The organism is Paludibacillus litoralis (assembly GCF_037646705.1).
In the GTDB taxonomy this organism is placed as follows: Bacteria; Pseudomonadota; Alphaproteobacteria; order Rhodobacterales; family Rhodobacteraceae; genus Pikeienuella; species Pikeienuella litoralis.
The window spans coordinates 216,761-239,875 of record NZ_JBBHER010000007.1; the positions used below are offsets into that span (position 1 = coordinate 216,761).

The following is a 23,115-nucleotide window of genomic DNA, read 5'->3' on the forward strand; positions in this document are numbered from 1 at the left end:
CGGGCGGCTCGCTTGCGCGTGAGAATCCCGGTGCGGGCGGCTCGCGAGCGCGTGAGAATATCGCGCGCGCGCGAACACATTTGCGCACAGTTGCGTGGACGGCGCCGAGGTCGCCTTGACCGGGTGCGGCCGCTGTCGCATTCGCGTTCTGTTAGGGGGTGCGAAAGGCGTCCCGTCCGTGGGCGCGGAGAGCGCCCGAAACTGTAGAGGGTTCAATGAAAAAATTTCTACAGACCTCGTCCGCGCTGGTGGTCGCCGCGGGCTTCGCTTCCGGCGCAACGGCCGCGGAATGGGAAACCACAGTCGGCGGTTACATGTTTGCGGGCGTCGCCCTGACGGACAATGACAATGACGCCGATGGCGTCGGCGTGCTGCGTGACGGCGAGGTCCATTTCGATAGCAGGCTGACCGCCGACAACGGCGTCACCTTCGGCGTCCATGTTGAGCTCGAGGCGTGGTCGCAGGGTAGCGACCAGATCGACGATAACATTCTCTTCGTGGAAGGTGGGTTCGGCCGCGTTGAAATCGGCGGCAATGACGACGCCGCCTACGTGATGATCTCGTCGCTCGCCGCGTTCGGGGCCCAGGGCGTCCATATCGGCTACCAGGATCAGTTCGGCATCACCGGCGCCGCCAGCGGCGCGGGCGCGAGCTCCGGCCTCATCGGCGGCGATACTACGGACGCCGTCGGCATCCATTACTATTCGCCGCGCCTCTTCGGCGTCCAGGTCGGCGCGTCGTACATCCCGAGCAAGTCCGCTGATGGCGTCGGCGATACGAACAACTTCCAGTTTGACGACAATGTCGACGAGGCCTGGGCGGTCGCGGCGAACTATTACGGCGATTTCGGCGATTTCAGCGTCGATGGCGGCGTCGGCTATTTCAACCGTGAGGGCCGGTCCGGCCCGGGCGGCACCGGCTACGACAGCCTCGGATTCGCCGGCGGCGTCACCTACTCGGGCTTCGGGGTTCGCGGCTATTACGACGATGACAGCCGCGGCGACGAGTGGGGCGCCGGCGTGCAGTACCAGACCGGCCCCTGGACCATCGCCGGCGGCTATTCCGAGTCGAACGTCAAGGATGTCGACATCGCCACGACCTGGGTCACCTATGACGTGGCGCCGGGCGTGTCCGTCTCGAGCGCCGTCGAATGGGCCGAGCGGGGAACCGCCGAGGACATCGGCGGCGCGGTGATCCTCGGCCTGAAGTTCTGATCTCGGAACCAGACATGAGAAGGAGCGGGCCGCCGCCCGCTCCTTCGATCAACCGCGTCACGTTTGCAGGGACGTCCATCCTCCGCGCCCGTGACGCTTGGCGCATAACGCCTCGGCGTTTGCCGCGAGCAATGGATATCCCCGCTCAAACACATCATCCCTCGATCCGCCCGTCGGGACCGGATATGTGTTCGGCGCTGGAGAGCGTGAACCCGGCGCGGGGGCGCCTCTCGCTGTCGCCGCCCCCGCCCCTCGCGCGACGCCAGTTGCACGCCGCACCCGCCTGTTGCGTAAAAAACACGGTTGCGCGCGCAGTTGCCCGTCCCGGGTCGGGCGCCGCCTGAACCAGCTTGACCAGTTGCGACTTCTGGCCCATTCCCACGTTACTAGCGGGTCGCGAACGGGCTTCCTGCTCACGGGCGCGGCAAGCGCTTGAAACTGTGAGGGACACAATGAAAAAGTTTCTAATGACTTCCTCCGCTCTCGTCGTCGCCGCGGGCTTCGCTTCCGTCGCCTCGGCCGCGGAGTGGGAGACGGGCGTCGGCGGCTACATGTTCGCGGGCGTTGGCCTGACCGACAATGACAGCGCCGCGGACGGCGTTGGCGTGCTGCGTGACGGCGAGGTCTACCTCAACGCCAAGCTGATCGCCGACAACGGCATCACCTTCGGCACCGTGGTTCAGCTCGAGGCGTGGTCGCAGAACGGCGACCAGATCGATGAAAACTACGTCTATGTCGACGGCTCGTTCGGTCGCCTCGTGATCGGCGGCAACAACGACGCGGCCTACAATGTCGCCGGCTCGCTCGCGGCGTTCTCGGCTCAGGGCGCGCACATCGGCTACTATGACCAGTTCGGCATCACCGGCGCTGGCAAGACGGGCTCGGCCACCATCGGCAACGGAACCGACCCGGTCGGCATCCACTACTACACGCCGCGGATCGCCGGCTTCCAGGCTGGCGCGTCGTATATCCCGAGCAACTCGGCTGACGGCGCGGGCGACACGAACAACTTCCAGTTCGACGACAATGTCGACGAGGCTTGGGCGATCGCAGCGAACTACATCGGCGACTTCGGCGACTTCGGCGTCGACATCGGCGTTGGCTACTACGAGCAGGAAGGCCGCTTCGGCGCGGGCTTCAACGACCTCGGCGTCGCCGGCGGCGTGTCCTTCTCCGGCTTCGGCGTTCGCGGCTTCTACGACGACGACACCCGCGGCAACGATTGGGGCCTCGGCGCGCAGTACCAGACTGGTCCGTGGACCATCGGTGCTGGCTATTCTGAGGCGAACACCACCGGCGTCCACCTCGGCACCGGCTGGGTCACCTACGCCGTGGCGCCGGGCGTGAGCGTCTCGACTGGTATCGAGTGGGCCGAGAATGATTTCGGCGACAACGATATCGGTGGCGTGGCGATCATCGGCCTCCGGTTCTGATCTCGGAACGAAACACGGGGAAGAGCGGGCCACGGCCCGCTCTTTCTCTTTGCGCCGTCCGCACTACGGCGTAGAAGGCCGGCATGACGCTTGCTCTGGTAGAATCACGTATCAACGCCGCTCTCGCCGATGCGAACCGCACGGCCGGCGCCGCGCGCTTGATCGCCGTTTCCAAACAACAACCTCTGGATCGGGTGGAAGCGGTGCTCGAAGCCGGGCATCGACTCTTCGGAGAGAACCGAGTGCAGGAGGCCGCCGGCAAATGGCCCGCCTTCCGTGAGCGGTATCCCGGCGTTGAGCTTCATCTTCTCGGCCCGCTGCAGAGCAACAAGATCAAGCAGACCCTGGAGCTTTTCGACGCGATCCAGTCGCTGGACCGGCTCAGTCTCGCGAAAAAGCTGGCGAAGGCGGTTCAAGCGCGAGGCGCCTGCCCGATGCTCTTCGTTCAGGTGAATACCGGGGAAGAGCCGCAGAAATCCGGCGTCATCCCCGATGAGGCCGATTCGTTTATTGCCGAATGCCGGTCCATGGACCTGCCGATCGCCGGCCTGATGGTGATTCCGCCCGTTGACGAGGACCCTGCGCTCCATTTCGCGCTTCTTGGCAAGATCGCCGCGCGGAACGGTCTCGCCGAGCTGTCCATGGGCATGAGCGCCGATTTCGAGATCGCGGCGCGCATGGGCGCGACCTATCTTCGCGTCGGCTCGGCGATTTTCGGCGACCGCGACCACCCCTGAACCACAAGCCGTGAGCAGGGCGCCCATCGCGCCCAGATCCAGAGAAGATCCGCCTTGCGAAACGCGACGCAGCCTGCGGTGGGTGTCCGCGGGGCGCGCCAGAGATGGACGAAAATGGCGCTGCCGGCGCCGGGCGTCGGCGGCTGATTGTGGTCGGTGAAGAGAACGAGATCATAGAGCGGGTCCGCGCGGCGCATCCTCTCGTGGCTGAACCCGGTCGCTCCACCGCGCCCGAGCTGGTTATAGGCCGGGTCGGAAGGATCGTCCGACCAGGTGTCCCGGAGGCCGGCGGGGCTCAACGAGGGGCCGGCGGGCCGCGCGATCCGATCCGGCCGGTACATCCCCCCGACAATGCGGAACGCGCCGATCGGCGTCACCCCGTCGCCTTCCCGCTTTTGCACGGAAATTCCGCCGCGGCCGATCGCGCACGGCATCGTCCGCCCCCGAAATCTTGCGCCCCAGCGCCCGATGACGAGATCCGCGGCGCCGGGCTTCAAAGCAGATGCCCGCTCTTTTTCGCTTTCGTGGCGAGGTATCGAACATTATGGGCGGTCTGGCCGACGATGAGAGGGACGCGCTGCGCCACACGGAGCCCCTCCGCCTCCATCGCCAGGACCTTTCGCGGATTATTGGTCATCAGCCGCACCGCTGAAAAACCCATCGCGCGGAGGATCTCGGCTCCGATCCGAAAATCCCGTTCGTCATCCTCGAAGCCGAGCCGATGATTCGCTTCGACGGTGTCGAACCCCTCGTCCTGCAGGTGGTAGGCCCGCATCTTGTTCGCGAGGCCGATCCCACGCCCTTCCTGATTGAGATACAGGAGAACGCCGGCCCCCTCGGCCCCGATCTGGTCGAGCGCGGCGTGAAGCTGCGGGCCGCAATCGCATTTCAGCGAACCGATCAGATCGCCGGTGAAACAGGCCGAATGCAGCCGTGAAAGCACGGGAAGGGCGCGATCCGGCTGCCCGATCTCGACCGCGTAATGCTCCTCTTCGCCGCTCGCGGGCCGCCAGACGTGAACGCGCGCGTCCGTGGCGACAGCGAGCGGCACCTTGCCGGTGGAAACCTTCGTCAGCCTGATCGCCGCCGCCGCCGCCGTCCGCATCGTCTCGGCGTCGACCACCGTCAACCGCTCGGTCGCCGCCAATTCCCGCGCCTCGGAAGGGGGAATCGACACGGCGATGACGGCGGGCAGCAACCGCGCGGATTTCGCAAGCCGGAGCGCCATCCGCTCGGCTCCGACCGCGCCGCCCCGCCGCGTGTGATATGGCCCGAGCAGCGGGCGCGCCAGCGCGAGCGCGGGGTCCGCCGTCGCCTGAATCTCCTCCAGGCCGAAATCCGCCGGCAGGCGGATACGCGCCAGATCGTCGTCATATGCGCGGGCTTTCAACGTCTCGGCCCGCCGGCGGGTCACGACCAGGTCGACGCCATCCCTGGCGCGCGCGCGAAGGGCGGCGAGGCGGGCGGAGCTCAAGGCCTCCGGCGCGACGACAATGGCGGCGGACTCGTCATCGATGACGATGACCGGCGCGCCGATTCTGAGATCTCCCCGCGCGCGGGCGATCGTTTCTTCCGGGGAGAGGCTCAGCATCTGCGGTCCGCCATAGTTCGCTCGCTCCTCCTATATCAGACCCCACGCGAGTTGAAACAATCCCGCGGCCAGACTGACAGGTCCGTGAATGGTCGGCCAGCCGGCTTGATTAACGCGGCATGTCGGGCGAAATCCGGTGCAAGGGCCCGCGCAGACGCGCCGGCGATATCGGAGAGCTGCAATGGCGACTCAGAAAAAGATTCTGCTGATCGACGACGATCCCGATCTGCGTGAGGCGCTCGCCGATCAACTCGTCCTGACCGAGGATTTCGATGTATTCGAGGCGGAAACCGGCGCGGACGGCGTCGCCCGCTCAAAGACGCAGCCGCATGATCTGGTGATCCTGGACGTCGGCCTGCCGGACATGGACGGACGGGAGGTCTGCCGCCTGCTCCGCAAGGGGGGCGTCCGCTGCCCCGTCATCATGCTGACCGGGCATGACAGCGACAGCGATACGATCCTCGGGCTGGATGCGGGCGCGAACGATTACATTGCGAAACCATTCAAGTTTCCGGTCCTTCTCGCCCGGATTCGCGCCCAGCTTCGGCAGCATGAGCAGTCGGAAGACGCGATCTTCACGATCGGCCCCTATAGTTTCCGTCCGGCCATCAAGATGTTGACCGACGAGGCGGGCCGGAAAATTCGTCTGACCGAGAAGGAAACCAATATCCTGAAGTTTCTCTACCGCGCCTCCGATCAGGTCGTCGCGCGCGATGTGCTCTTGCATGAGGTGTGGGGGTATAACGCCGGCGTCACAACGCATACGCTGGAGACGCATATTTACCGGCTTCGCCAGAAGATCGAGCCTGAGCCTTCGAACGCGCGGCTTCTGGTGACGGAGAGCGGCGGTTATCGGCTCGCGTCCTGACATTTTCGTGCGCGCACCGGCGGCGGGCTTGCGCCGCCGCCGGGCGCTCACCATCTCTGGTGGAGGGCGAGGCGCATATTTATCGCGCTTCGATCCCACTCTCCGGGCTGACCCTCGGCGCCGGAGCGCCTTGAAACAGAGGCGAGCGCCCGGCGACCCCCCTCTCGCCGGGCGCTTTTCATTTCCGACCCCTTGAGTGACGCGCCCCCCACGGCCATGATCGCAGGCGCTTGGAGGGGAGAACGCATGGCTGTCACCATCTGCACCTGGAACATCAATTCCGTTCGCTTGCGCGAGGGGCTCGTTCTGCGGCTTTTGCGGGAGGAGGCGCCGGATATCCTCTGCCTTCAGGAAACGAAATCCCCGGTGGACAAGATCCCGCGCGAAGGGTTCGCGGCGCTTGGCTATGAGACGATGATCGCACGCGGCGACAAGGGCTATAACGGCGTCGCGATCATATCGAGGCTGCCGCTTGAGCCGCTCGATCCGCAGAATTTTGGCGGAAAGGGCGATGCGCGTCATGCCGTCGGTCGGCTGAAGAGCGGTGTGGAGATTCATAACGTGTATCTCCCGGCGGGCGGCGATGTGCCGGATCCCGCAGTGAACGAGAAATTCGCGCACAAGCTCAGCTTCATTGATGATCTCACGCGCTGGGGCGAAGCGGAGAAAGCGCCGGCGATTCTCGTCGGCGACCTCAACATCGCGCCGCGCGAGGATGACGTCTGGTCGCATAAGCAGCTTTTGAAGGTCGTCAGCCACACCCCGATCGAGGTGGAGGCGTTCGAGCGCGCCCGCGCCGCAAGGGGCTGGACCGATGTCACGCGCGGCGATCTCGACGAGGGTCTGCTCTATAGCTGGTGGTCCTATCGCGCGAAGGACTGGGACGCGGCCGACAAGGGCCGGAGGCTCGATCATGTCTGGGCGACGGCCGACATCGCGCCCCGGCCGGGCGCCGGCGGCTCACGCATTCTTCGCGCCGCGCGCGGCTGGGAGAAGCCGTCCGATCACGCGCCGGTCTTCGCGACGTTTGATATCTGAAATTCCGGGGGGGGGCGAGCGGCGGGCCGCGGCTATCTGTCGATGGGGCCGTCGGTTCCCTTGTTTGGAATGACGAATTTCGCCGCCGGAATGGTCACGTTGGAGCGCACTTCGCTCAACGCGACCGTGGTCGCGCCGCCCTGCGCGTCGTCGATGATCCATTGACGAAGCTCAAGCGGATTGGCGCCGAAGATCATGGTGATGGAGCCCCGCTCCGGGTACTCGGGATCGTGCGCGCGAACCCGCATCTGGCCGTCGGAGACCTCGACGCCTTCGACCGCGCCCTCACGCGCGAGATCAATATCCTTCTTGAGGATCAGATTCAGCGGCGTTTCGCTCAGCGGGTAGCGGTCGACCTTGTCGTATCGCTTGTCGACGACGGAGACCCAGACGCCGTCAGAGATCACCAGCGCAGGATTCGGCTCATTGTATTCGAACCGGATCCGCCCGGGCCGCGACATGTAGAACCGCCCCTCGGACAGGATTCCATCAGGGTCGATCTGGACGAAATCCCCCTCCAGCGTGCCGATGGCGTTGAGATAGGCTGAAATGCGCGCCAGCTCCCGGGCGTCGTTCGCGTCGGCGGGCGCCCCGAGGCCGAGAAGCGGCAGGGCGAGAGCGGCGGTAAGGAGATCTCGTCTGTTCATCAAGACCATATAGACGCGATTCGCAGCGAAAAACAGGCCCGCTCACGCGGCGGGCGGCTCTTCGATCAAAAACACATGAAGCGCGACCGGGCCGTGCGCCCCGAGTTGCAGCTTCTGGCCGATATCCGCGGAGCGCGACGGGCCGGTGACGAAATTCAACGTGCGCGGGTCCCGCCCCGAGGCCCGGTGCGCCGCGAAGAGGTCTTCGAAGCCTGCGTGGATGTCCGACGCGCGAAGGGCGACGAAGTGGGTCTCGCCAAGGAAGGTCAGCGTCACCGGGTTGTCCGGCCCGGAGCAGAGGGCGAGCGTCCCGGTCTCGGCGAGGCCGTAGGGCGCGATGGAGAGCGTCGCCGGCTCCTCCAGCCGGCCGACGCCGACGCTGGTCTCGATCCCGCCCCAGTCGAGAGCGGCGAGCGCGGGGTCGGCGCCCATGCGAACGCTCTGGCCAAGATTGCGCTGACGCAACGCGTCCGAGAGCGCGGCGGGCAGATCGGCCAGCGAAGCGATGCGGCTCACCGTCGCGTCCGCCGCCTCCGCCCTGGCGATGAATTGCTCGACCCTCGCGGCGCCCTCGCTCCGGCTCTGGCTGGGGCGGGGGCCGTCTCCGCCGCGCGCCGCAAGCCGGGCCGCGACGGCCGCCTTGCGGGCGGCTTCGTCAGCGCCGGCGGCGCGGCTTCGGATGCGGTTCAGAATCCGGTCGCGCGCGCTCATTCCGCAGCCCTCGCCCGCTCGGCGTCGCGCCAGGCCGCCATGAAGGTCTTGCCCTCCGGCGCGGGGAAATCGCGATGATCGGTCCAGCCGCCGGCGAGAGGCAGGCGCCGGAACCGCCGCGTCTTGCCGCCGAAAAGTCTGAGAAGCGCCATCCCCGCCCGCGTTCCGATGCGATAGAGCCGGGGCCGCTCCACGAAATAGGCCCAGAGCGCGAGCCCGTAGCGCGCCGCGCCGGGCGACAGCTTGCGTTCGAACTCCCGCTCCCGCCAGTGGCGCATCATCTTCGGCAGCGGAATCCGCATCGGGCAGACCTCTTCGCAGCGTCCGCAGAAGGTGGACGCGTTCGGCAGCATGCCGCCTTCCTCCACGCCGATCAGGGCGGGGGTCAGAACCGCGCCCATCGGTCCTGGATAGACCCAGCCGTAGGCGTGGCCGCCGACCGCCTGATAGACTGGGCAATGGTTCATGCATGCGCCGCAACGAATGCAGCGGAGCATGTCCTGAAAGTCCGTGCCGATCATCTCGCTCCGGCCGTTGTCCAGCAGGATGACGTGATATTCCTCCGGCCCGTCCAGGTCCTCCGCGCGGCGCGGACCGGAGGAAAAGGTGGTGTAGACCGACATGTCCTGTCCGGTCGCCGAGCGCGCCAGAACCCTGAGCACCGTGGCCGCGTCCTCGGGCGTCGGCACGATCTTCTCGATCGACGCGAGAACGATATGGACCTTCGGCAAGGATTGGGAGAGATCGCCGTTGCCCTCATTGGTGACGATCACAGACTGCCCGGTCTCCGCGATCAACATGTTGGCGCCGGTGATCCCGACCTCGGCCTCGAAATATTTCCGCCGCAGGATCGTCCGCGCCTCGGAGAGCATGGAGGAGAGCTCGGAGAGATCGCGGTCCTTCGGCAGATCGGCGTGCTTCTCCCGAAACAGGGTCTCCACCTCGTCGGTGGTCACATGGATCGCCGGGGCGATGATGTGGCTCGGCCCTTCGCCGCGAAGCTGGATGATGTATTCGCCAAGATCGGTTTCGATCGGCGTGATCCCGTTCTCTTCGAGGAAGGCGTTGACCCCGGCCTCCTCCGAAATCATCGTCTTGCCCTTGTTGACGGTCTTCGCGTCCACGCTGCGGCAGATCTCGAGGACGATGCGCCGCATGTCCTCCGCCGTTTCCGCCCAGTGGACATGGCCGCCGGCGGCGGCGACCTGCTCCTCGTAGGTTTCGAGATAGAGATCGAGATGGTCGAGAACATGGTTCTTCAGGTCGCGCGCCGCGTCGCGAATCCGGTCGAACTCGGGGACGCCGGCCCGCGCGACGGCGCGCTTGTCCACGAAGCCGGCGCCTGTGGCGCGCATCGCCTTCTGCAGATTCGGGTCCGCGAGGGCGGCGTGGGTGTTGGCCTTGAAGTTCCGGACCGTCGGCTCGTGCATGCTCATGAATCGCTCTCCCCGATCGCCGGCCGGTCCGCCATCCCGGCCAGGACCTCGATCACGTGGCGGGCCTTCACAGGGCGGCCCTCGCGCGTCAATTTTCCGGCCATGTTCATCAGGCAGCCGAGATCGCCCGCGAGCAGGGTGTCCGCCCCGGTCGCGGCGATGTCCGCGGTCTTGTCGGCGACCATCTTGTTGGAGATTTCAGGCATCTTGACGCAGAACGTGCCGCCGAAGCCGCAGCAGACATTGGGATCCTTCATCTCCACCAACTCCAGCCCCTCCACCATCGAAAGCAGCGCGCGGGGCTGGTCGTGAACGCCAACGCCGCGCAGGCCGGCGCAGCTGTCATGATAGGTCGCGCGCCCTTCGAACTTCATGTCCGTCGGCGTGAACCGCATGACGTCGACGAGAAAGGCGGTGATCTCGTAGGATTTTTCCGCCAGCGCGCGCGCGCGGGCCGCCCATTCCGGTTCGTCCTCAAAAAGGGTTGGATAGTCCTTCGCGATCATGGCCATGCAGCTTCCGGAAGGGCCGACCACGTAATCGTAGCCTTCGAAAGCCGCGATGACCGCTTTCGCGACCCGCCGCGTCGTGGTCCGGTCGCCGGTGTTGTAGGCCGGCTGCCCGCAGCAGGTCTGGGCCTCCGGAACCTCGACCTGGCATCCCGCCTCAGTCAGAAGCGCGACGGCGGCGAAGCCGATCGTGGGTCGGAACATGTCCACGAGGCAGGTGACGAAAAGACCGACGCGCGGCTGAGTGGGTATGGCCATTCATGCTTCCTCTTCCTTCTCTTCGGCTTACGAAACCGGGACATGGTTTTCCATGACGAAATCGCGCGGGCGGGTTAGAAACGGGCATGGAGAGCCCTGATTTCAGTTTTGAGCGCGCCGCGCCCTTCGGTCCCGTCGCCGGGGTCGACGAGGCCGGGCGCGGCCCCTGGGCGGGGCCGGTGGTCGCGGCCGCGGTGATTCTGGACCCCGCGACCGCGCCGTCGGGGCTGAACGATTCGAAAAAACTCAGCGCCCGGAAGCGCGAAGCGCTGTTCGCCGCGCTCAGCTCTGTCGCGGAGATCGGCGTCGGCGTCGCCACCGTCGCGGAGATCGACCGGCTGAACATTCTCCGCGCGGCGGATCTCGCCATGGCGCGTGCGCTCGGCGCTCTGCCGCGCGCCGCGGGCTTCGCGCTGATCGACGGGAACCGGATCCCGCCGGATCTGCCCTGCCCCGCCCGCGCGATCGTTCGCGGCGACGGCCGCTCGCTTTCCATCGCGGCGGCCTCCATCGCCGCGAAGGTGACGCGGGACCGGATCATGGCCGATCTCGCCCTCCGCTATCCGGAATATGGCTGGGAGCGGAACGCGGGCTATGGCGTCCCCGCGCATCGATCGGCTCTGGAGGCGCATGGGGTGACACCACATCATCGGCGGAGCTTCCGGCCCATCTACTATATGGTGTATCAAGAAGACCAAATAACACCTTGATTCGAAATACTTATTGACCAGAGTCAAGGCTTGAATCATCTTGGCCTCGCAAGATGATTCGAGGCTTGGACATGATCAGGATGAAGACCGAACCCGCGGCGGCGCCGTTCGACACTATAATCGCGGGGGACTGCGTGGCCGCGATGAACGCCTTGCCGGCGGCGTCCGTCGATCTGATCTTCGCCGATCCGCCCTACAACCTGCAACTCAGGGGCGAGCTTCACCGGCCTGACAATTCCCGCGTCGACGCCGTGGATGACGCATGGGACCAGTTTGACGGCTTCGCGGCCTATGATCGCTTCACCCGCGAGTGGCTTTCGGCGGCGCGCCGGCTCTTGAAGCCGAACGGCGCGCTCTGGGTCATCGGCTCCTATCACAACATCTTTCGCGTCGGCGCGGCGGTGCAGGATCTCGGCTACTGGATCCTGAACGACGTCGTCTGGCGGAAGACCAACCCGATGCCGAACTTTCGCGGCAAGCGGCTGACCAACGCGCATGAGACCCTGATCTGGGCCGCGCGTTCCGAACAGTCGAAATACTGCTTCAACTATGACGCGCTCAAAGCGCTGAATGACGGCGTGCAGATGCGCTCCGACTGGGAGATGCCGATCTGCTCCGGCCACGAAAGGCTGAAGACCGCCGACGGCCAGAAGGTCCACCCGACGCAAAAGCCAGAAGGGCTTTTGCATCGGATTCTCATCGCCTCGACCGAGCCGGGCGATGTCGTGCTCGATCCGTTCTTCGGCACAGGCTCCACCGGCGCCGTGGCGAAGCGGCTTGGCCGCCGCTGGATCGGCATCGAGCGCGAGCACGCCTATCGCGAGGCCGCCCGCGCCCGTATCGCCAATGTCGTTCCCGCCGGGACCGAGGCGCTGACCGTCACCGCCTCCAAACGCAAGGAGCCCCGGGTTCCCTTTGGCCGCGTGGTTGAGCGCCGGATGCTGGAGCCGGGCGAAGTTCTGGAAAGCGTGAATGGCCGCCACCGCGCCCGGGTTCGGGCCGACGGCACGCTGATCAGCGCCGACGCCGTCGGCTCGATCCATCAGGTCGGGGCCGCCGTCGAAGGCGCGCCGAGTTGCAACGGCTGGACCTACTGGCACTTTCGCCGCGATGGCCAGCGGGTGCCGATCGATGTGCTTCGCCAGCAGATCAGGGCCGAGCTGACCGTCTGACGCGCGGCACCCCGGAAAGGATCGGTCAGCGGGGAAGGCTCGCGCGGGCGATCTCCATCGCCTTGCGCATCACCGTCGGCGCGGCGCGGCGCGCGGCGTCATAGGCCATGTATGATCCATCCAGCGCCGGTCCTTCGGCGACCAGCACCGCAAGCGACAGGGTGAAATGCGTGAAGACATGGCGCGCCTCCCGGGGCGCCCGCGTCCATTCCGCCGCGCCGGGCGCCGCCGCCTCGATCTCGGCCGCCGTCGGCGGGGTCGGGCTCCAGGCGGGGCCGGGCAGGCCCAGCATGCCGCCGAGCAGGCCCTTGTCGGGGCGCGTCTCCATCAAAAGCGCGCCATCGGGCCGAAAATGCGCGTAGACCACGCTCGCCCGCGCCGGCTTCGGCTTTTTCGGGCTTTTTCGCGGCAGGTCCGCCGCAATCCCGGCGCGCCGCGCCGCGCAAGCCGGGCTGAGCGGGCAAAGATCGCAGCGCGGCGTCTTGGGCGCGCAGATCGTCGCCCCCAGATCCATCAGCGCCTGCGCGAAATCGCCGGCGCGGCGCCGCGGAACCAACGCCTCCACGGCGTTTCGTATCGCGGGCTTCGCGGCGGGGAGCGGCGTCTCGATCGCGTGAAGGCGCGCCATCACCCTCTCGACATTGCCGTCGATCGCGGCGACCGGCCGATCGAACGCGATCGCGGCGATGGCGGCCGCCGTGTAGGGGCCGACGCCCGGCAGCGCCAGAAGATCCTCGATCCGGTCCGGGAATCGTCCGCCATGCGCGTCGACGACGACGCCCGCGCAGGCGTGAAGATTGCGCGCGCGCGCATAATAGCCGAGCCCCGCCCATTCCGAGAGCACGGATTCGCGCGGGGCGGCCGCGAGCGCGTGGATATCGGGCCAGAGCGCGGTGAAACGCATGAAATAGGGCGCCGCGGCGGCGACGGTGGTTTGCTGCAGCATGATTTCGGAAAGCCAGACCCGGTATGGGTCGGCAGGCCCCGCGCCGGGCGGCGCGCGCCATGGGAGGACGCGGGCGTTGGCGTCGTACCAGGCCAGCAGATCTCCGGCGACGCCGCTCATCCGCGCTGTTTCACGCAATAGTGAACCACGCCGGCCGGCGCCGCGGCGAAATCTGCGCTCCTCTTTCGCGATCCGATATGCGAGACAGACCTCATGACGAAGGAGACACCAGAACCCGCCGGGCGACGCAAGCCCCGCGCGTCCGACCGGCGCGCCAGGGGGTTCTTGCGCGCGGGCGATCTCGCCCCGGGCGCTCTGAAGTCCAGCGGCGCGCGCCGCGGCTTCGCCGAGCTTCGCCTGCTGACCGAATGGCGTGCGATTGTGGGCGAGTCCCTCGCGGCGATCTGCCGGCCGATGAAGGTGACCTATCGCGAACGCGGCGGCCTTGGCGCGGTGCTGGTGCTCACCGCGGAGGGCGCGCGCGCCCCCGAGGTGGAGATGGAGAAGGCGCGGATCATCGAGCGGGTCAACGCCTTCTACGGTTACCGCGCCGTGTCGCGAATCCGCATCGACCAGTCGCGCGCGCCGCTGATGAACGCCTCGCCCGGAGGGCCGACAGGCGCTTTGGAGGCGGAGGCGGCCGCGCCGCCCGCGCCGATCCCCGGCATCGAGGATCCCGATCTCGCGCTGGCGCTGGCGCGTCTCGGCGCCAACATCAGAGCGAAGGCCGCGCGGACCGCCGCGGCCGGCCAGAACACGAATGACCCGAAAAGGAGCTCCGAATGAAAGACCCCGCCCTCCCCACAAGGCGCGGCGCGCTCGCGCTCGGCGCGAGTTTCGCCCTGATGGCGGCGGCGCCCGCCGGCGCGCAGGAGACCGAAGACAAGGGTTACGCGCTTGGCGACGTGGCGCTGGGGGACGAAGCGGCGCCGGTGACGATCATCGAATACGCCTCGCTGACCTGCCCGCACTGCGCGAATTTCCACGTGAACTCCTTTTCTGAAATCAAGAGGAACTATATCGACACCGGCAAGGTGAGGTTCATCCTTCGCGAGGTCTATTTCGATCAGTTCGGCCTCTGGGCGGGCATGATCGCGCGTTGCGGCGGCGACATGGGCTATTACCGTTTGACCAGCATGTTCCTCGACCGCCAGCAAACCTGGTATCTCGACCATGTCAGGGCCTTCAACGAGACCCAGAATGCTCAGCCGATCCTCGACGAGATGATGAAGATCGGCCGCCTCGCCGGACTTTCCAACGACAGGATGAACGCCTGTCTCACCGATCAGGCGCTTCTCGAGCAGATGGTGACCGATTTCCAGACCAACACTGAAAAGGACGAGGTGCGCTCCACCCCGACTTTCTTCATCAATGGGGAGCGTGTCTCCGGCGCGGTGTCGGCGGCGGCGATGTCGGAAGAGATCGAGAAATTTCTCTGATGATTGCGCGGCGGCCCTGGCCGCCGCCTCTCAGATGCGCTCGCCCCGCAGCAGGCGGGGCGTTTCGCCGCCCATGCCGGACGCGGCCCGCATGAACATGCGTTTCATCGGGCCGGACCGGTTCACGAGATCAAGGCCGAAATCCCGGAGCGCGCGGACCGGCGCGACGTCGTTCGAGAACAGCCGGTTCAGGGCGTCCATCGAAAGGGCGAGCGCGGCGGAGTCGAACCGGCGCCATTGCTGATACCGTTTCAGCACCGCCGCTTCGCCGAAATCCTCGCCCCGCCGCATCGCTTCGGCCAGAACTTCCGCCAACGCCGCCGCATCCCGTATGCCGAGATTGAGGCCCTGCCCCGCGATGGGATGCACCGCGTGGGCCGCGTCGCCGATCAGCGCGAGGCGGGGCGCGACATAGGCGTAGGCGAGGCTGAAATGCAGCGGATAGGTCCACCGCCGCCCGTCCAGCGTCAGCCGGCCGAGAAAGTCGCCGAACCGGTTCTCCAGCTCGCAAAGGTACTGATCGTCCGGCAAGGCGTGGATCCGCGCGGCCTCCTCCCGTCTCTCGGTCCAGACGAGGGAGGATCGCCCGCCTTTCAGCGGCAGAATCGCGAACGGCCCGGCCGGCAGGAACAATTCATGCGCGATTCCGTGATGCGGCCGTTCATGCGCGACGGCGGAGACGAGCCCGCTCTGATCGTAGCTCCAGCGCACCCGGTCGATGCCGGCGGCCTGGCGGAGCCGGCTTTCGCGCCCGTCCGCGGCGACGATCAGCCGCGCCGAAATCTCTTCGCCGGTTTCGAGAACCGCCACCGCCCGCCCCGGCTCGGTCCGCGTCGAGACGACGCGGGCGCCGTGGCGGAGATCGACATGCGCCGATTCGCGGACCGCTTCGAGCGTCGCCGGCCTCAGGTGCCGGGCTTCGACCATGCGGCTGAAGGCGCCGCCATCCGCCTCGCGGTGGTCGAAATGAAGGAAAAGGGGCGATGCGCCCTCGCTGACCCGGCCGTCAGAGACGAGGATGTCGCTCACGGCCTGGGCGTTGTCCGCCACGCGCTCCCAGACGCCGACAGCGCGCCAGAAGTTCTGCGACGCCGCCGGCGTCGAGTAGGCGCGCCCGTCGAACGTCTCGGGTTCGGGCGCGTCTGGCGCGGCGTCGAGCTGGATCACGTCGAAATCGGCGCTCGCCAAAGCGAGCGCCGCCGCCGCGCCGACAAGGCCGCCGCCGATGATGAGAACGTCGCAATCGGGCGTCTGTTTCATGCTTGTTGTATCGACTCTGCAATGAAGATTGTCCACGCGCGCGTCGGCGCATAGGCTCGGGCGGATCGGAGGCGAGGAGGGGCGGAATGACCGAAGTGACCAAAATGAGCGCGGCGGAGATCGGCCGGCGTATCGAAACTGGCGCGCTCGACGCGCGCGAGGCGACCGAAGCCTATCTCTCCGCCATCGACGCCAACGGCGATGCGGCGCGGATCTATACGCGCGTGCTCCATGATTCGGCCCGAAGGGAGGCCGCCGCCGCCGCGGATCGCGCGAAGCGCGGTCTCCGGCGCGGCCCGCTGGACGGGGCGCCGATCTCCTGGAAGGACTTGTTCGACACCGCGGGAGACGTCACGGAATCCGGCTCCGCGATGCTCAAGGGCCGCGTCTCTCCCGCAGACGCCACGGTGGTGGCCAACGCCCGGCGCGCGGGTGTCGTCAGCCTCGGCAAGACGCATATGACCGAACTCGCCTTCTCGGGGCTCGGGCTGAACCCGATGACGGCGACGCCGCCGAACCGCTTCGACCCGGCCCTCGCTCCGGGAGGCTCTTCGTCCGGGGCGGCGGCGTCGGTCGCGTTTGATCTGGCGTCGGCCGCGATCGGCTCGGACACGGGCGGCTCGGTCCGCGTGCCGTCGACATGGAACTCCCTGGTCGGCCTCAAGACGACGCATGGGTATCTGCCGGATGACGGCGTGATCTTCCTCTGCCCGGGATTCGACACGATCGGCCCATTGTGCCGCACGGTCGAGGACGCCGCGCTCCTGACCGCGACGATGGCCGGCGGGCGCGCGCCGGATCTCGAAGGCGCCTCGCTCAAGGGCGCGCGGCTCGCGGTGCTGGAGACGGTGGCGCTCGGCGAGGACTGCCGCGATGAGCCCCGCGCCGCGTTCGAGGCGGCGGTCGCCGCGCTCGCGCGCGCCGGCGCCGTGGTGGAGCGGATCGAAGCGCCGGAAGTGGCGGAGGTCATTTCGCTCTCCGCCCCGCTCTTCACCGGGGAAGCCTGGGCCGAGTGGGGCGAGACGATCGAGGAGAAGGGCGACCTCATGTTCGCGCCGATCCGGGAGAGATTCCGCGCCGGCGCCAAAGTGACCGCCGCCGGGTATCTTCGGGCGGCGAAGCGGATGCGCCAGCTTCGGGCCAAATGGAACGCGCGCGTCGCGGCGTATGACGCGGTGCTGATCCCCTCGTGCCCGATCCTGCCGCCGAATGTCGAGCGGTTGCTCGCGGACAAGGCGTTCTTCGCGTCGGAAAACCTCCTGACGCTCCAGAACACGCGGATCGGGAACCTGCTCGGGCTCTGCGCGCTGACATTGCCGACGCCGACCCCATCCTGCGGAATCATGCTGATGGGGAAACCGTTCGGCGAAGCGGCGCTGTGCCGGATCGGCGCCGCGGCCGAGGCGGTCGTCGCGGGCTGAACCGCGCCTGTGTCCTTGGCGTCACTGTTGCGAGAGTATCACATACAATTCGATGAATCACGTTTAATTTCTGGACCGTAATGGTGGCGCCGTGTACGGTCTCTCGCGACGAGAGTCCGCCAGAGGCTCCGCAAGAGGTATGATGAGATGCAGGTCCCCGAGCGGTTTTCGGACCTCCCGGAGTATGCGTTTCCGCGTTTGCGGGCGCTGCTCGATCCCTATCCGCCCGGCCCCGCCGGGGCGAACGGCGCGCCCGTGTCGATGTCCATCGGCGAGCCGAAACATCCCCAGCCGCCGTTCTTGGCGGAGGCGTTGGCGCGGCATGTTCACCTCTACAGCAAATACCCGCCAAACGAGGGCCACCCCGACCTTCTGGAGGCCTGCGCCGCGTGGATCGGCCGCCGCTACGGCGTCCGGGTCGAGGCGGACGCTCATGTCTTCCCGCTGAACGGCACGCGGGAGGGGCTCTTCAACGCCGCCGTCGCGCTCAGCCCCGAGCGGAAGAACGGCGCGCGCCCGGCGATCCTGCTGCCGAACCCGTTCTACCAGTGCTACGCCGCTGCGGCGCTCGCTGTCGGGGCGGAGCCGATCTACGTGAACGCGGTCGCGGAAACCGGTCATCTTCCGGATTTCGCCGCGCTCGACCCGGCGCTGCTGGACCGGGTGACCGTGGCCTATATCTGCTCGCCCGCCAATCCGCAGGGCGCGGTGGCGGGGCCGGAATACTGGGCGCGGCTTCTCGCGCTGGCGGAGCGGCATGATTTCCGGATTTTCGCGGACGAGTGCTACGCGGAGATTTACCGCGATGCGCCGCCGCCCGGCGTGCTGACCACGGCCAAGGCGGTCGGGGCCGATCCGGAGCGGGTTCTTTCCTTTCATTCGCTGTCGAAGCGCTCGAATCTTCCGGGCCTTCGCTCCGGGTTTTGCGTCGGCGGCGAGGCGACGATCGCCGCCCTGCGCCGACACCGGTCCTACACCGGCGCGCCGTTGCCGCTGCCGGCGCAGCTCGCCGCGGCCGAGGTCTGGCGGGACGAGGCGCATGTGACGGAGAACCGCGCGCTCTACGCGGAAAAATACGCGCTCGCGGAGCGGATTCTCGGGTTCGCGCCCGCCGCCGGGTTCTTCCTCTGGGTCGGGGTGGAGGATGGCGAGGCGGCGACGCTCCGGCTTTGGCGCGAACATGGCGTCAGGGTTTTGCCGGGAAGCTATCTCAGCCGAACCGCGAGCCCCGGCTGCGGGGTTGGCGATCCGGGGCGGGGTTACATCCGGGTGGCGCTGGTGGACGAGCCGGCGCATGTCGAGCGGGGGCTGACCGCTATCCGCGAGGTGATTGGGGGGAGAGAATGACCAGCTGGGCCGATGGAGAGCGCGCGCCGTTGCTGCCGCCGTCCGCGCAGGCGTTTCTGAAGCGCCGCGGGGCGGAGCTGACCGGAGTCGGCTTCCTTGTCGCGGCTCTCGCGCTTGGAGCGGCGCTGGTCAGCTACCATGCCGACGATCCGAGCTGGTTGAATGCGACGGAGAGCGCGCCGCAGAACTGGCTTGGCGCGCCCGGGGCGCTTCTCGCCGATCCGTTGTTGCAGACGCTTGGCCTCGCCGCCTTGGGGCTTCCGCTGGTTCTGTTCGTCTGGGCGGGGCGGCTGATCCTGCACGCCGGGGACGAGCGCGCATGGTCGCGGATGATCCTGACGCCGTTCGCGATGCTGGCCGGCGCAGTCTTCGCATCGGCGCACGCGCCATTCGCGGCATGGGCCTTTCCCGCGGGGCTTGGCGGCGTGATCGGCGATGGCGCTCTCTCCATGCTGCTCTCGGCGCTTCCCTTTCCCGCCGCGGAGGTCGTGAAGCCGGTGACGCTGGCGCTCGCCCTTGCGACGCTGACGCTCGCGGCGCTCGCGCTTGGCGTGAACATGACCGAGGCGCGCCGCGTCTTCCGGTTCCTGCTGCGCTCGCTGCTCACGGCGGCGGTCGCGTGCGTCTCTCTTCTGGCCAGGGCGGTCGGCGCGGCGGCGGCGATGCTGCGCGGCGCGCTGGCGAAACCGAGATCGGAAAAGCATGCGCCGCCGGCGCCGCTCGGATTCCGGCGGCGCGAACCTTCGCTCGATGGCGGCGCGCCCGAGGCGGGCGAGGCGCCGACGCTCGAGGGGGAAAGCGCGCTGCCGGCCATATTGCGGCGCGGAGAGACGCCGAAGGCGCGCCCCGCCCCGAAGCCGGTCAAGAAATCGCGCGCCGCCGCGGAGGAGGAACAGCCGCGTCTCGCGCTCGATGAAGCGGCTGGCGACGGCGGCTTTGTCGCGCCGGCGCTGTCGCTGCTTCAGACTCCGTCGAAAATCGCCCGCCATCGGGAGAGCGACGCGGCGCTGGAGCAGAATGCGAGAATGCTGGAAAGCGTGCTCGACGATTACGGCGTGAGAGGCGAGATCGGCGCGATCCGGCCCGGCCCCGTGGTCACGATGTACGAGTTGGAGCCCGCGCCGGGGCTGAAGGCCTCGCGGGTCATCGGCCTCGCGGACGACATCGCCCGTTCGATGTCGGCGCTCGCCGCCCGGGTCTCGACGATCCCGGGCCGGAATGTGATCGGCATCGAATTGCCGAACGCCAACCGGGAGATGGTGCTGCTCCGCGAGATTCTCTCGGCGGACGTCTATGGCGATTCGAGCTATCGGCTCGCGCTGGCGCTCGGCAAGGATATCGGAGGCGACCCGGTGGTCGCGAATCTGGCAAAGATGCCGCATCTGCTCGTCGCGGGCACCACCGGTTCGGGCAAATCCGTCGCGATCAACACGATGATCCTGTCGCTCCTCTACCGGCTCGGCCCCAAGGAATGCCGGCTGATCATGATCGACCCGAAGATGCTGGAGCTCTCCGTCTATGACGGCATTCCGCATCTTCTCTCGCCGGTCGTCACCGACCCGAAAAAGGCGGTGGTGGCGCTGAAATGGGCGGTGGCGGAGATGGAGAGCCGCTACAAGAAGATGTCGAAAATGGGCGTGCGTAACATCGACGGCTACAACGCCCGGGTCCGCGACGCGCTGGAGAAGGGCGAAGCGTTCAGCCGCACCGTCCAGACCGGATTCGACAAGGACACCGGCCAGCCCGTGACCGAGACCGAGGAGTTCGAGCCCGAGGAGATGCCCTTCATCGTCATCATCGTCGACGAGATGGCGGATCTGATGATGGTGGCCGGCAAGGAGATCGAGGCCTGCATCCAGCGTCTCGCGCAGATGGCCCGCGCCTCCGGCATTCACCTCATCATGGCGACGCAGCGCCCCTCGGTCGACGTCATCACCGGCACGATCAAGGCCAACTTCCCGACCCGGATTTCGTTTCAGGTCACGTCCAAGATCGACAGCCGAACGATTCTCGGCGAGCAGGGCGCGGAGCAGCTTCTGGGCATGGGCGACATGCTCTACATGGCCGGAGGCGGCCGCGTCACGCGCGTCCATGGGCCTTTCGTCTCCGACGAGGAGGTCGAGGAAGTCGTGCGCCATCTGAAGACGCAGGGCCAGCCGGAATATGTCTCCGCCGTGACCGAGGGCGGCGACGACGACGAGGAAGCCGCGGCGATCGATGAGATCCTGGGCCTCGGCGGTGATGGAAGCGATGACGCGCTCTATGATCAGGCGGTGATGATCGTGGCGCGGGACCGGAAATGCTCGACCAGCTATATCCAGCGCAAGCTCGCCATCGGCTACAACAAGGCCGCGCGCATCGTCGAGCAGATGGAGGATCAGGGCGTGGTCAGCGCGGCCAACCATGTCGGCAAACGCGAAGTCATGATCGAGGAACGGTAGCGCGCCGGCGGGTCGCTGGATATGCGCCTCCTGGTCGGGGCTTGGGCGGCGCGTCCAGCGTCCGGGCGGTCACAGTGGGACGGGTCTGTCATGCTTGAGCTTCCTCATCTCCATGCCGGTTCGCGATGAGCGGCGTCATCCGCGCCGCGCTCGACGCTTTTTTCGCCGAGCATCCGGACATCGAATTCGTCGAGATGGTCTGGCCCGACATGAACGGCGTGATGCGTGGCAAATGGCTGCCGATCGGAGAGATCGCCAAGCTCGGGCCGCGCGGCCAGCGTCTTCCGGTGTCGACCTACGCGCTCGACATCTTCAGCCAGGACACCAACGCCGACGGGTTGGCGGAGAAGGTCGGCGATCCGGACGGCGTGGCCAGTCCGCTGATTCATACGTTGAGGCCGATGCTCTGGTCTCAGCGCCCCGCAGCGCAATGCTTGATGACGCTGACCGGCGACGACTGGAATTCACCGAACCCCCATGACCCGCGCGCGGCGCTTGCGCGGGTTCTGGCGCGGTATCGGGCCGCTGGGCTCTCGCCTGTCGCGGCGCCTGAGCTGGAGTTTTATCTGGTCGAGGGCGAAGCCGCGCCAAGCGGGCGCGTTCGGCCCCCGGTGGGGCCGGGCGGCCGTCGGCTCGAATCGGGCCAAGTCTATCTTCTGGACGTGCAACGCCACTTCGAGCCGCTCCTCTCGGAAATCGAAGCGGCGGCGGTGGCGCTCGATGCGTTGACGACAGGGTTCCTCGCGGAATCCGGGCCGGGCCAGTTCGAGGTGAACCTGCACCATGTCGATGACGCGCTGATCGCCGCCGATCGCGCCATCGCTCTTCGCCGCGCGGTGCGCGGCACGGCGCGGGCGCATGGGCTCGACGCCTGCTTCATGGCCAGGCCCTATGGCGAAGCGCCCGGCTCCGGCCAGCATTTTCATGTCTCCGTGCTCGATGAGGCGGGGCGAAACATCTTCTCCGGCGATGACGCCGATACGCCGAACCGGCCGCTTTCAGGCGCCATTGGCGGCGTATTGGCGCGGATGGCGGAATCCACGCTTGGTTTCGCGCCGCATCTCAATTCCTATCGGCGGCTCCGGCCCGGCGGCTTCGCGCCATCCGCCGCGGCCTGGGGGCTCGACAACCGCAATGTCGCCGTCCGCGTGCCGACGGCCGCCGGCGCAGGCGCGCGGCTTGAACATCGGCTCGCGGGGGCCGACGCCAACCCCTATATCGCGTTGACCCTGATCCTCGCGGCGATCCTCGAAGGAATCGAGACCGACGCGCCGCCGGGGCTTGCGACGGACGGCGCCGCGCCGCCGGAAGGCGCCGGCGCCCTGCCGGCGGGCTGGCGCGAGGCGATCCGGCTTTTCGAGGAGTCAGCCTTCGTCAACGAGGCGCTCGGCGAGGAGTTCACGCGGGTTTACGCCGCGATGAAACGGCAGGAGGCGGACGGATTCGCCGCGCGCGTCTCCGATGTGGAGCACATCGTCACCGCGCGCATGATCTGACCGAATGCGGGCCGCCCGGCGAGGCCCGCCGGGAAGCTCAGGACTCCCCGCCCTCGATCGGGCCGCCGGCCTCCCGCCACCCGGCGAAGCCTTCGCCAAGCTGCGCGATGTTCTCCATCCCCATGTCCTGCAACGTCTTGACCGAGATCGCCGACCGGCCGGCGGCGGCGCAGAAGAACACGAATTTCTTCTTTTCGCCGAAGATCGGCTTGTAATAGGGGCTGGCCGGGTCGATCCAGAACTCCAGCATCCCGCGAGGAGCATGATAGGCGCCGGGAATCCGGCCTTCGCGTTTCAACTCGCGTGGGTCGCGGATATCGACGAGAAGGAAATCCTCGTCGTTCATCCGCTTGATCGCGTCCGCCGGAGAGATGGTTTCAATCTCCGCCGTCGCCTCTTTCACCATGTCAAACGCTGCTTTGATCGCCATGTTTCGCTCCA

The 23,115-nt window shown here is 67.3% G+C and carries 22 protein-coding genes; 13 read left to right on the plus strand and 9 right to left on the minus strand.

The window, feature by feature from the left end; translation table 11 throughout:
* The first annotated feature begins 215 nt into the window (after positions 1 to 215).
* From WG921_RS13870 to WG921_RS13880, 3 genes are all read left to right on the plus strand, one after another.
* Positions 216 to 1,214, plus strand: a complete 999-nt coding sequence (locus tag WG921_RS13870; protein WP_340109839.1) for a porin — start codon at positions 216 to 218, stop codon at positions 1,212 to 1,214.
* Between the two features lie 467 nt (positions 1,215 to 1,681).
* The gene (locus tag WG921_RS13875) at positions 1,682 to 2,647 is read left to right on the plus strand and encodes a porin (protein WP_340109840.1); all 966 of its coding nucleotides are present in this window, start codon (positions 1,682 to 1,684) and stop codon (positions 2,645 to 2,647) included.
* 83 nt (positions 2,648 to 2,730) lie between these two features.
* Positions 2,731 to 3,384, plus strand: coding sequence for a YggS family pyridoxal phosphate-dependent enzyme (locus tag WG921_RS13880; RefSeq protein WP_340109841.1), 654 nt, complete (start codon positions 2,731 to 2,733; stop codon positions 3,382 to 3,384).
* Here WG921_RS13880 and WG921_RS13885 read toward each other — a convergent pair.
* Both WG921_RS13885 and ribA read right to left on the minus strand, forming a co-directional pair.
* Positions 3,336 to 3,818: a L,D-transpeptidase family protein gene (locus WG921_RS13885; RefSeq protein WP_340109842.1), complete on the minus strand. Its 483-nt coding sequence runs from the start codon at positions 3,816 to 3,818 to the stop codon at positions 3,336 to 3,338. The two genes, WG921_RS13880 and WG921_RS13885, sit on opposite strands and share 49 nt — an antisense overlap.
* Positions 3,819 to 3,877: 59 nt before the next feature.
* Complete coding sequence (ribA, locus tag WG921_RS13890) at positions 3,878 to 4,975, minus strand: GTP cyclohydrolase II (protein ID WP_340109843.1); 1,098 nt, start codon at positions 4,973 to 4,975, stop codon at positions 3,878 to 3,880.
* A 181-nt stretch (positions 4,976 to 5,156) separates the two neighbouring features.
* Here ribA and WG921_RS13895 point away from each other — a divergent pair, with 181 nt between their 5' ends.
* Positions 5,157 to 5,843 (plus strand): response regulator transcription factor, encoded by a 687-nt coding sequence (locus WG921_RS13895; protein ID WP_340109844.1) that lies wholly within the window; start codon positions 5,157 to 5,159, stop codon positions 5,841 to 5,843.
* A gap of 246 nt (positions 5,844 to 6,089) precedes the next feature.
* A complete protein-coding gene (locus WG921_RS13900) occupies positions 6,090 to 6,881 on the plus strand; it encodes an exodeoxyribonuclease III (protein ID WP_340109845.1) in 792 nt (263 codons plus the stop codon).
* Between the two features lie 32 nt (positions 6,882 to 6,913).
* Here WG921_RS13900 and WG921_RS13905 read toward each other — a convergent pair whose 3' ends face one another.
* Genes WG921_RS13905 through WG921_RS13920 form a run of 4 tightly spaced genes read right to left on the minus strand, consistent with a single transcriptional unit; the run spans position 6,914 to position 10,442 of the window.
* Complete coding sequence (locus tag WG921_RS13905; protein WP_340109846.1) at positions 6,914 to 7,528, minus strand: LolA family protein; 615 nt, start codon at positions 7,526 to 7,528, stop codon at positions 6,914 to 6,916.
* Positions 7,529 to 7,570: 42 nt separating this feature from the next.
* Complete coding sequence (locus WG921_RS13910) at positions 7,571 to 8,239, minus strand: LutC/YkgG family protein (protein ID WP_340109847.1); 669 nt, start codon at positions 8,237 to 8,239, stop codon at positions 7,571 to 7,573.
* On the minus strand, positions 8,236 to 9,675 hold the full coding sequence (locus WG921_RS13915) for a LutB/LldF family L-lactate oxidation iron-sulfur protein (RefSeq protein ID WP_340109848.1): 1,440 nt from the start codon (positions 9,673 to 9,675) through the stop codon (positions 8,236 to 8,238). The genes WG921_RS13910 and WG921_RS13915 overlap by 4 nt, the downstream gene beginning before the upstream one ends.
* Positions 9,672 to 10,442, minus strand: coding sequence for a (Fe-S)-binding protein (locus WG921_RS13920; RefSeq protein WP_340109849.1), 771 nt, complete (start codon positions 10,440 to 10,442; stop codon positions 9,672 to 9,674). Before WG921_RS13920 ends, WG921_RS13915 begins: the two co-directional genes overlap by 4 nt.
* Before the next feature lie 86 nt (positions 10,443 to 10,528).
* Between WG921_RS13920 and WG921_RS13925 the strand changes: the two genes are divergently transcribed.
* Together WG921_RS13925 and WG921_RS13930 are read left to right on the plus strand one after the other, a co-directional pair.
* Entirely contained in the window at positions 10,529 to 11,152 is a 624-nt protein-coding gene (locus WG921_RS13925; protein WP_340109850.1) for a ribonuclease HII, read from the plus strand.
* Positions 11,153 to 11,232: 80 nt separating this feature from the next.
* Positions 11,233 to 12,324, plus strand: coding sequence for a site-specific DNA-methyltransferase (locus WG921_RS13930; protein ID WP_413788591.1), 1,092 nt, complete (start codon positions 11,233 to 11,235; stop codon positions 12,322 to 12,324).
* Positions 12,325 to 12,349: 25 nt separating this feature from the next.
* Here the strand turns inward: WG921_RS13930 and mutY are convergent, their stop codons facing one another.
* Positions 12,350 to 13,390, minus strand: a complete 1,041-nt coding sequence (mutY, locus tag WG921_RS13935) for an A/G-specific adenine glycosylase (RefSeq protein WP_340109852.1) — start codon at positions 13,388 to 13,390, stop codon at positions 12,350 to 12,352.
* Between the two features lie 93 nt (positions 13,391 to 13,483).
* Between mutY and WG921_RS13940 the strand changes: the two genes are divergently transcribed.
* Positions 13,484 to 14,056 carry a DUF721 domain-containing protein gene (locus tag WG921_RS13940; RefSeq protein ID WP_340109853.1) on the plus strand — a complete coding sequence of 191 codons (573 nt, stop codon included), beginning with the start codon at positions 13,484 to 13,486 and terminating at the stop codon, positions 14,054 to 14,056.
* The gene (locus WG921_RS13945) at positions 14,053 to 14,709 is read left to right on the plus strand and encodes a DsbA family protein (protein WP_340109854.1); all 657 of its coding nucleotides are present in this window, start codon (positions 14,053 to 14,055) and stop codon (positions 14,707 to 14,709) included. Before WG921_RS13940 ends, WG921_RS13945 begins: the two co-directional genes overlap by 4 nt.
* A gap of 30 nt (positions 14,710 to 14,739) precedes the next feature.
* On the opposite strand, the gene WG921_RS13950 is transcribed toward WG921_RS13945, so the two are convergent.
* Complete coding sequence (locus tag WG921_RS13950) at positions 14,740 to 15,969, minus strand: FAD-dependent monooxygenase (protein WP_340109855.1); 1,230 nt, start codon at positions 15,967 to 15,969, stop codon at positions 14,740 to 14,742.
* 86 nt (positions 15,970 to 16,055) lie between these two features.
* Here WG921_RS13950 and WG921_RS13955 point away from each other — a divergent pair, with 86 nt between their 5' ends.
* The 4 genes from WG921_RS13955 to WG921_RS13970 all read left to right on the plus strand — a co-directional run bounded on the left by WG921_RS13955 (position 16,056) and on the right by WG921_RS13970 (position 22,674).
* Positions 16,056 to 17,390 carry an amidase gene (locus tag WG921_RS13955; RefSeq protein ID WP_340109856.1) on the plus strand — a complete coding sequence of 445 codons (1,335 nt, stop codon included), beginning with the start codon at positions 16,056 to 16,058 and terminating at the stop codon, positions 17,388 to 17,390.
* A 147-nt stretch (positions 17,391 to 17,537) separates the two neighbouring features.
* Positions 17,538 to 18,737 (plus strand): aminotransferase class I/II-fold pyridoxal phosphate-dependent enzyme, encoded by a 1,200-nt coding sequence (locus WG921_RS13960; protein ID WP_340109857.1) that lies wholly within the window; start codon positions 17,538 to 17,540, stop codon positions 18,735 to 18,737.
* Positions 18,734 to 21,178, plus strand: coding sequence for an FtsK/SpoIIIE family DNA translocase (locus WG921_RS13965; protein WP_340109858.1), 2,445 nt, complete (start codon positions 18,734 to 18,736; stop codon positions 21,176 to 21,178). The genes WG921_RS13960 and WG921_RS13965 overlap by 4 nt, the downstream gene beginning before the upstream one ends.
* Positions 21,179 to 21,303: 125 nt before the next feature.
* A complete protein-coding gene (locus WG921_RS13970; protein ID WP_340109859.1) occupies positions 21,304 to 22,674 on the plus strand; it encodes a glutamine synthetase family protein in 1,371 nt (456 codons plus the stop codon).
* 37 nt (positions 22,675 to 22,711) lie between these two features.
* Here WG921_RS13970 and WG921_RS13975 read toward each other — a convergent pair whose 3' ends face one another.
* A complete protein-coding gene (locus WG921_RS13975) occupies positions 22,712 to 23,104 on the minus strand; it encodes a rhodanese-like domain-containing protein (RefSeq protein WP_340109860.1) in 393 nt (130 codons plus the stop codon).
* Positions 23,105 to 23,115 lie beyond the last annotated feature (11 nt).

Coding starts and splice junctions, on each gene's coding strand:
- WG921_RS13975 (WP_340109860.1), bottom strand. CDS start 23,104: ATGGCGATCAAAGCAGCGTTTGACATGGTGAAAGAGGCGACGGCGGAG.
- WG921_RS13905 (WP_340109846.1), bottom strand. CDS start 7,528: ATGAACAGACGAGATCTCCTTACCGCCGCTCTCGCCCTGCCGCTTCTC.
- mutY (WP_340109852.1), bottom strand. CDS start 13,390: ATGAGCGGCGTCGCCGGAGATCTGCTGGCCTGGTACGACGCCAACGCC.
- WG921_RS13880 (WP_340109841.1), top strand. CDS start 2,731: ATGACGCTTGCTCTGGTAGAATCACGTATCAACGCCGCTCTCGCCGAT.
- WG921_RS13930 (WP_413788591.1), top strand. CDS start 11,233: ATGAAGACCGAACCCGCGGCGGCGCCGTTCGACACTATAATCGCGGGG.
- WG921_RS13885 (WP_340109842.1), bottom strand. CDS start 3,818: ATGCCGTGCGCGATCGGCCGCGGCGGAATTTCCGTGCAAAAGCGGGAA.
- WG921_RS13940 (WP_340109853.1), top strand. CDS start 13,484: ATGACGAAGGAGACACCAGAACCCGCCGGGCGACGCAAGCCCCGCGCG.
- WG921_RS13925 (WP_340109850.1), top strand. CDS start 10,529: ATGGAGAGCCCTGATTTCAGTTTTGAGCGCGCCGCGCCCTTCGGTCCC.
- WG921_RS13900 (WP_340109845.1), top strand. CDS start 6,090: ATGGCTGTCACCATCTGCACCTGGAACATCAATTCCGTTCGCTTGCGC.
- WG921_RS13950 (WP_340109855.1), bottom strand. CDS start 15,969: ATGAAACAGACGCCCGATTGCGACGTTCTCATCATCGGCGGCGGCCTT.
- WG921_RS13955 (WP_340109856.1), top strand. CDS start 16,056: ATGACCGAAGTGACCAAAATGAGCGCGGCGGAGATCGGCCGGCGTATC.
- WG921_RS13960 (WP_340109857.1), top strand. CDS start 17,538: ATGCAGGTCCCCGAGCGGTTTTCGGACCTCCCGGAGTATGCGTTTCCG.
- WG921_RS13970 (WP_340109859.1), top strand. CDS start 21,304: ATGAGCGGCGTCATCCGCGCCGCGCTCGACGCTTTTTTCGCCGAGCAT.
- ribA (WP_340109843.1), bottom strand. CDS start 4,975: ATGCTGAGCCTCTCCCCGGAAGAAACGATCGCCCGCGCGCGGGGAGAT.
- WG921_RS13870 (WP_340109839.1), top strand. CDS start 216: ATGAAAAAATTTCTACAGACCTCGTCCGCGCTGGTGGTCGCCGCGGGC.
- WG921_RS13920 (WP_340109849.1), bottom strand. CDS start 10,442: ATGGCCATACCCACTCAGCCGCGCGTCGGTCTTTTCGTCACCTGCCTC.
- WG921_RS13965 (WP_340109858.1), top strand. CDS start 18,734: ATGACCAGCTGGGCCGATGGAGAGCGCGCGCCGTTGCTGCCGCCGTCC.
- WG921_RS13895 (WP_340109844.1), top strand. CDS start 5,157: ATGGCGACTCAGAAAAAGATTCTGCTGATCGACGACGATCCCGATCTG.
- WG921_RS13945 (WP_340109854.1), top strand. CDS start 14,053: ATGAAAGACCCCGCCCTCCCCACAAGGCGCGGCGCGCTCGCGCTCGGC.
- WG921_RS13910 (WP_340109847.1), bottom strand. CDS start 8,239: ATGAGCGCGCGCGACCGGATTCTGAACCGCATCCGAAGCCGCGCCGCC.
- WG921_RS13875 (WP_340109840.1), top strand. CDS start 1,682: ATGACTTCCTCCGCTCTCGTCGTCGCCGCGGGCTTCGCTTCCGTCGCC.
- WG921_RS13915 (WP_340109848.1), bottom strand. CDS start 9,675: ATGAGCATGCACGAGCCGACGGTCCGGAACTTCAAGGCCAACACCCAC.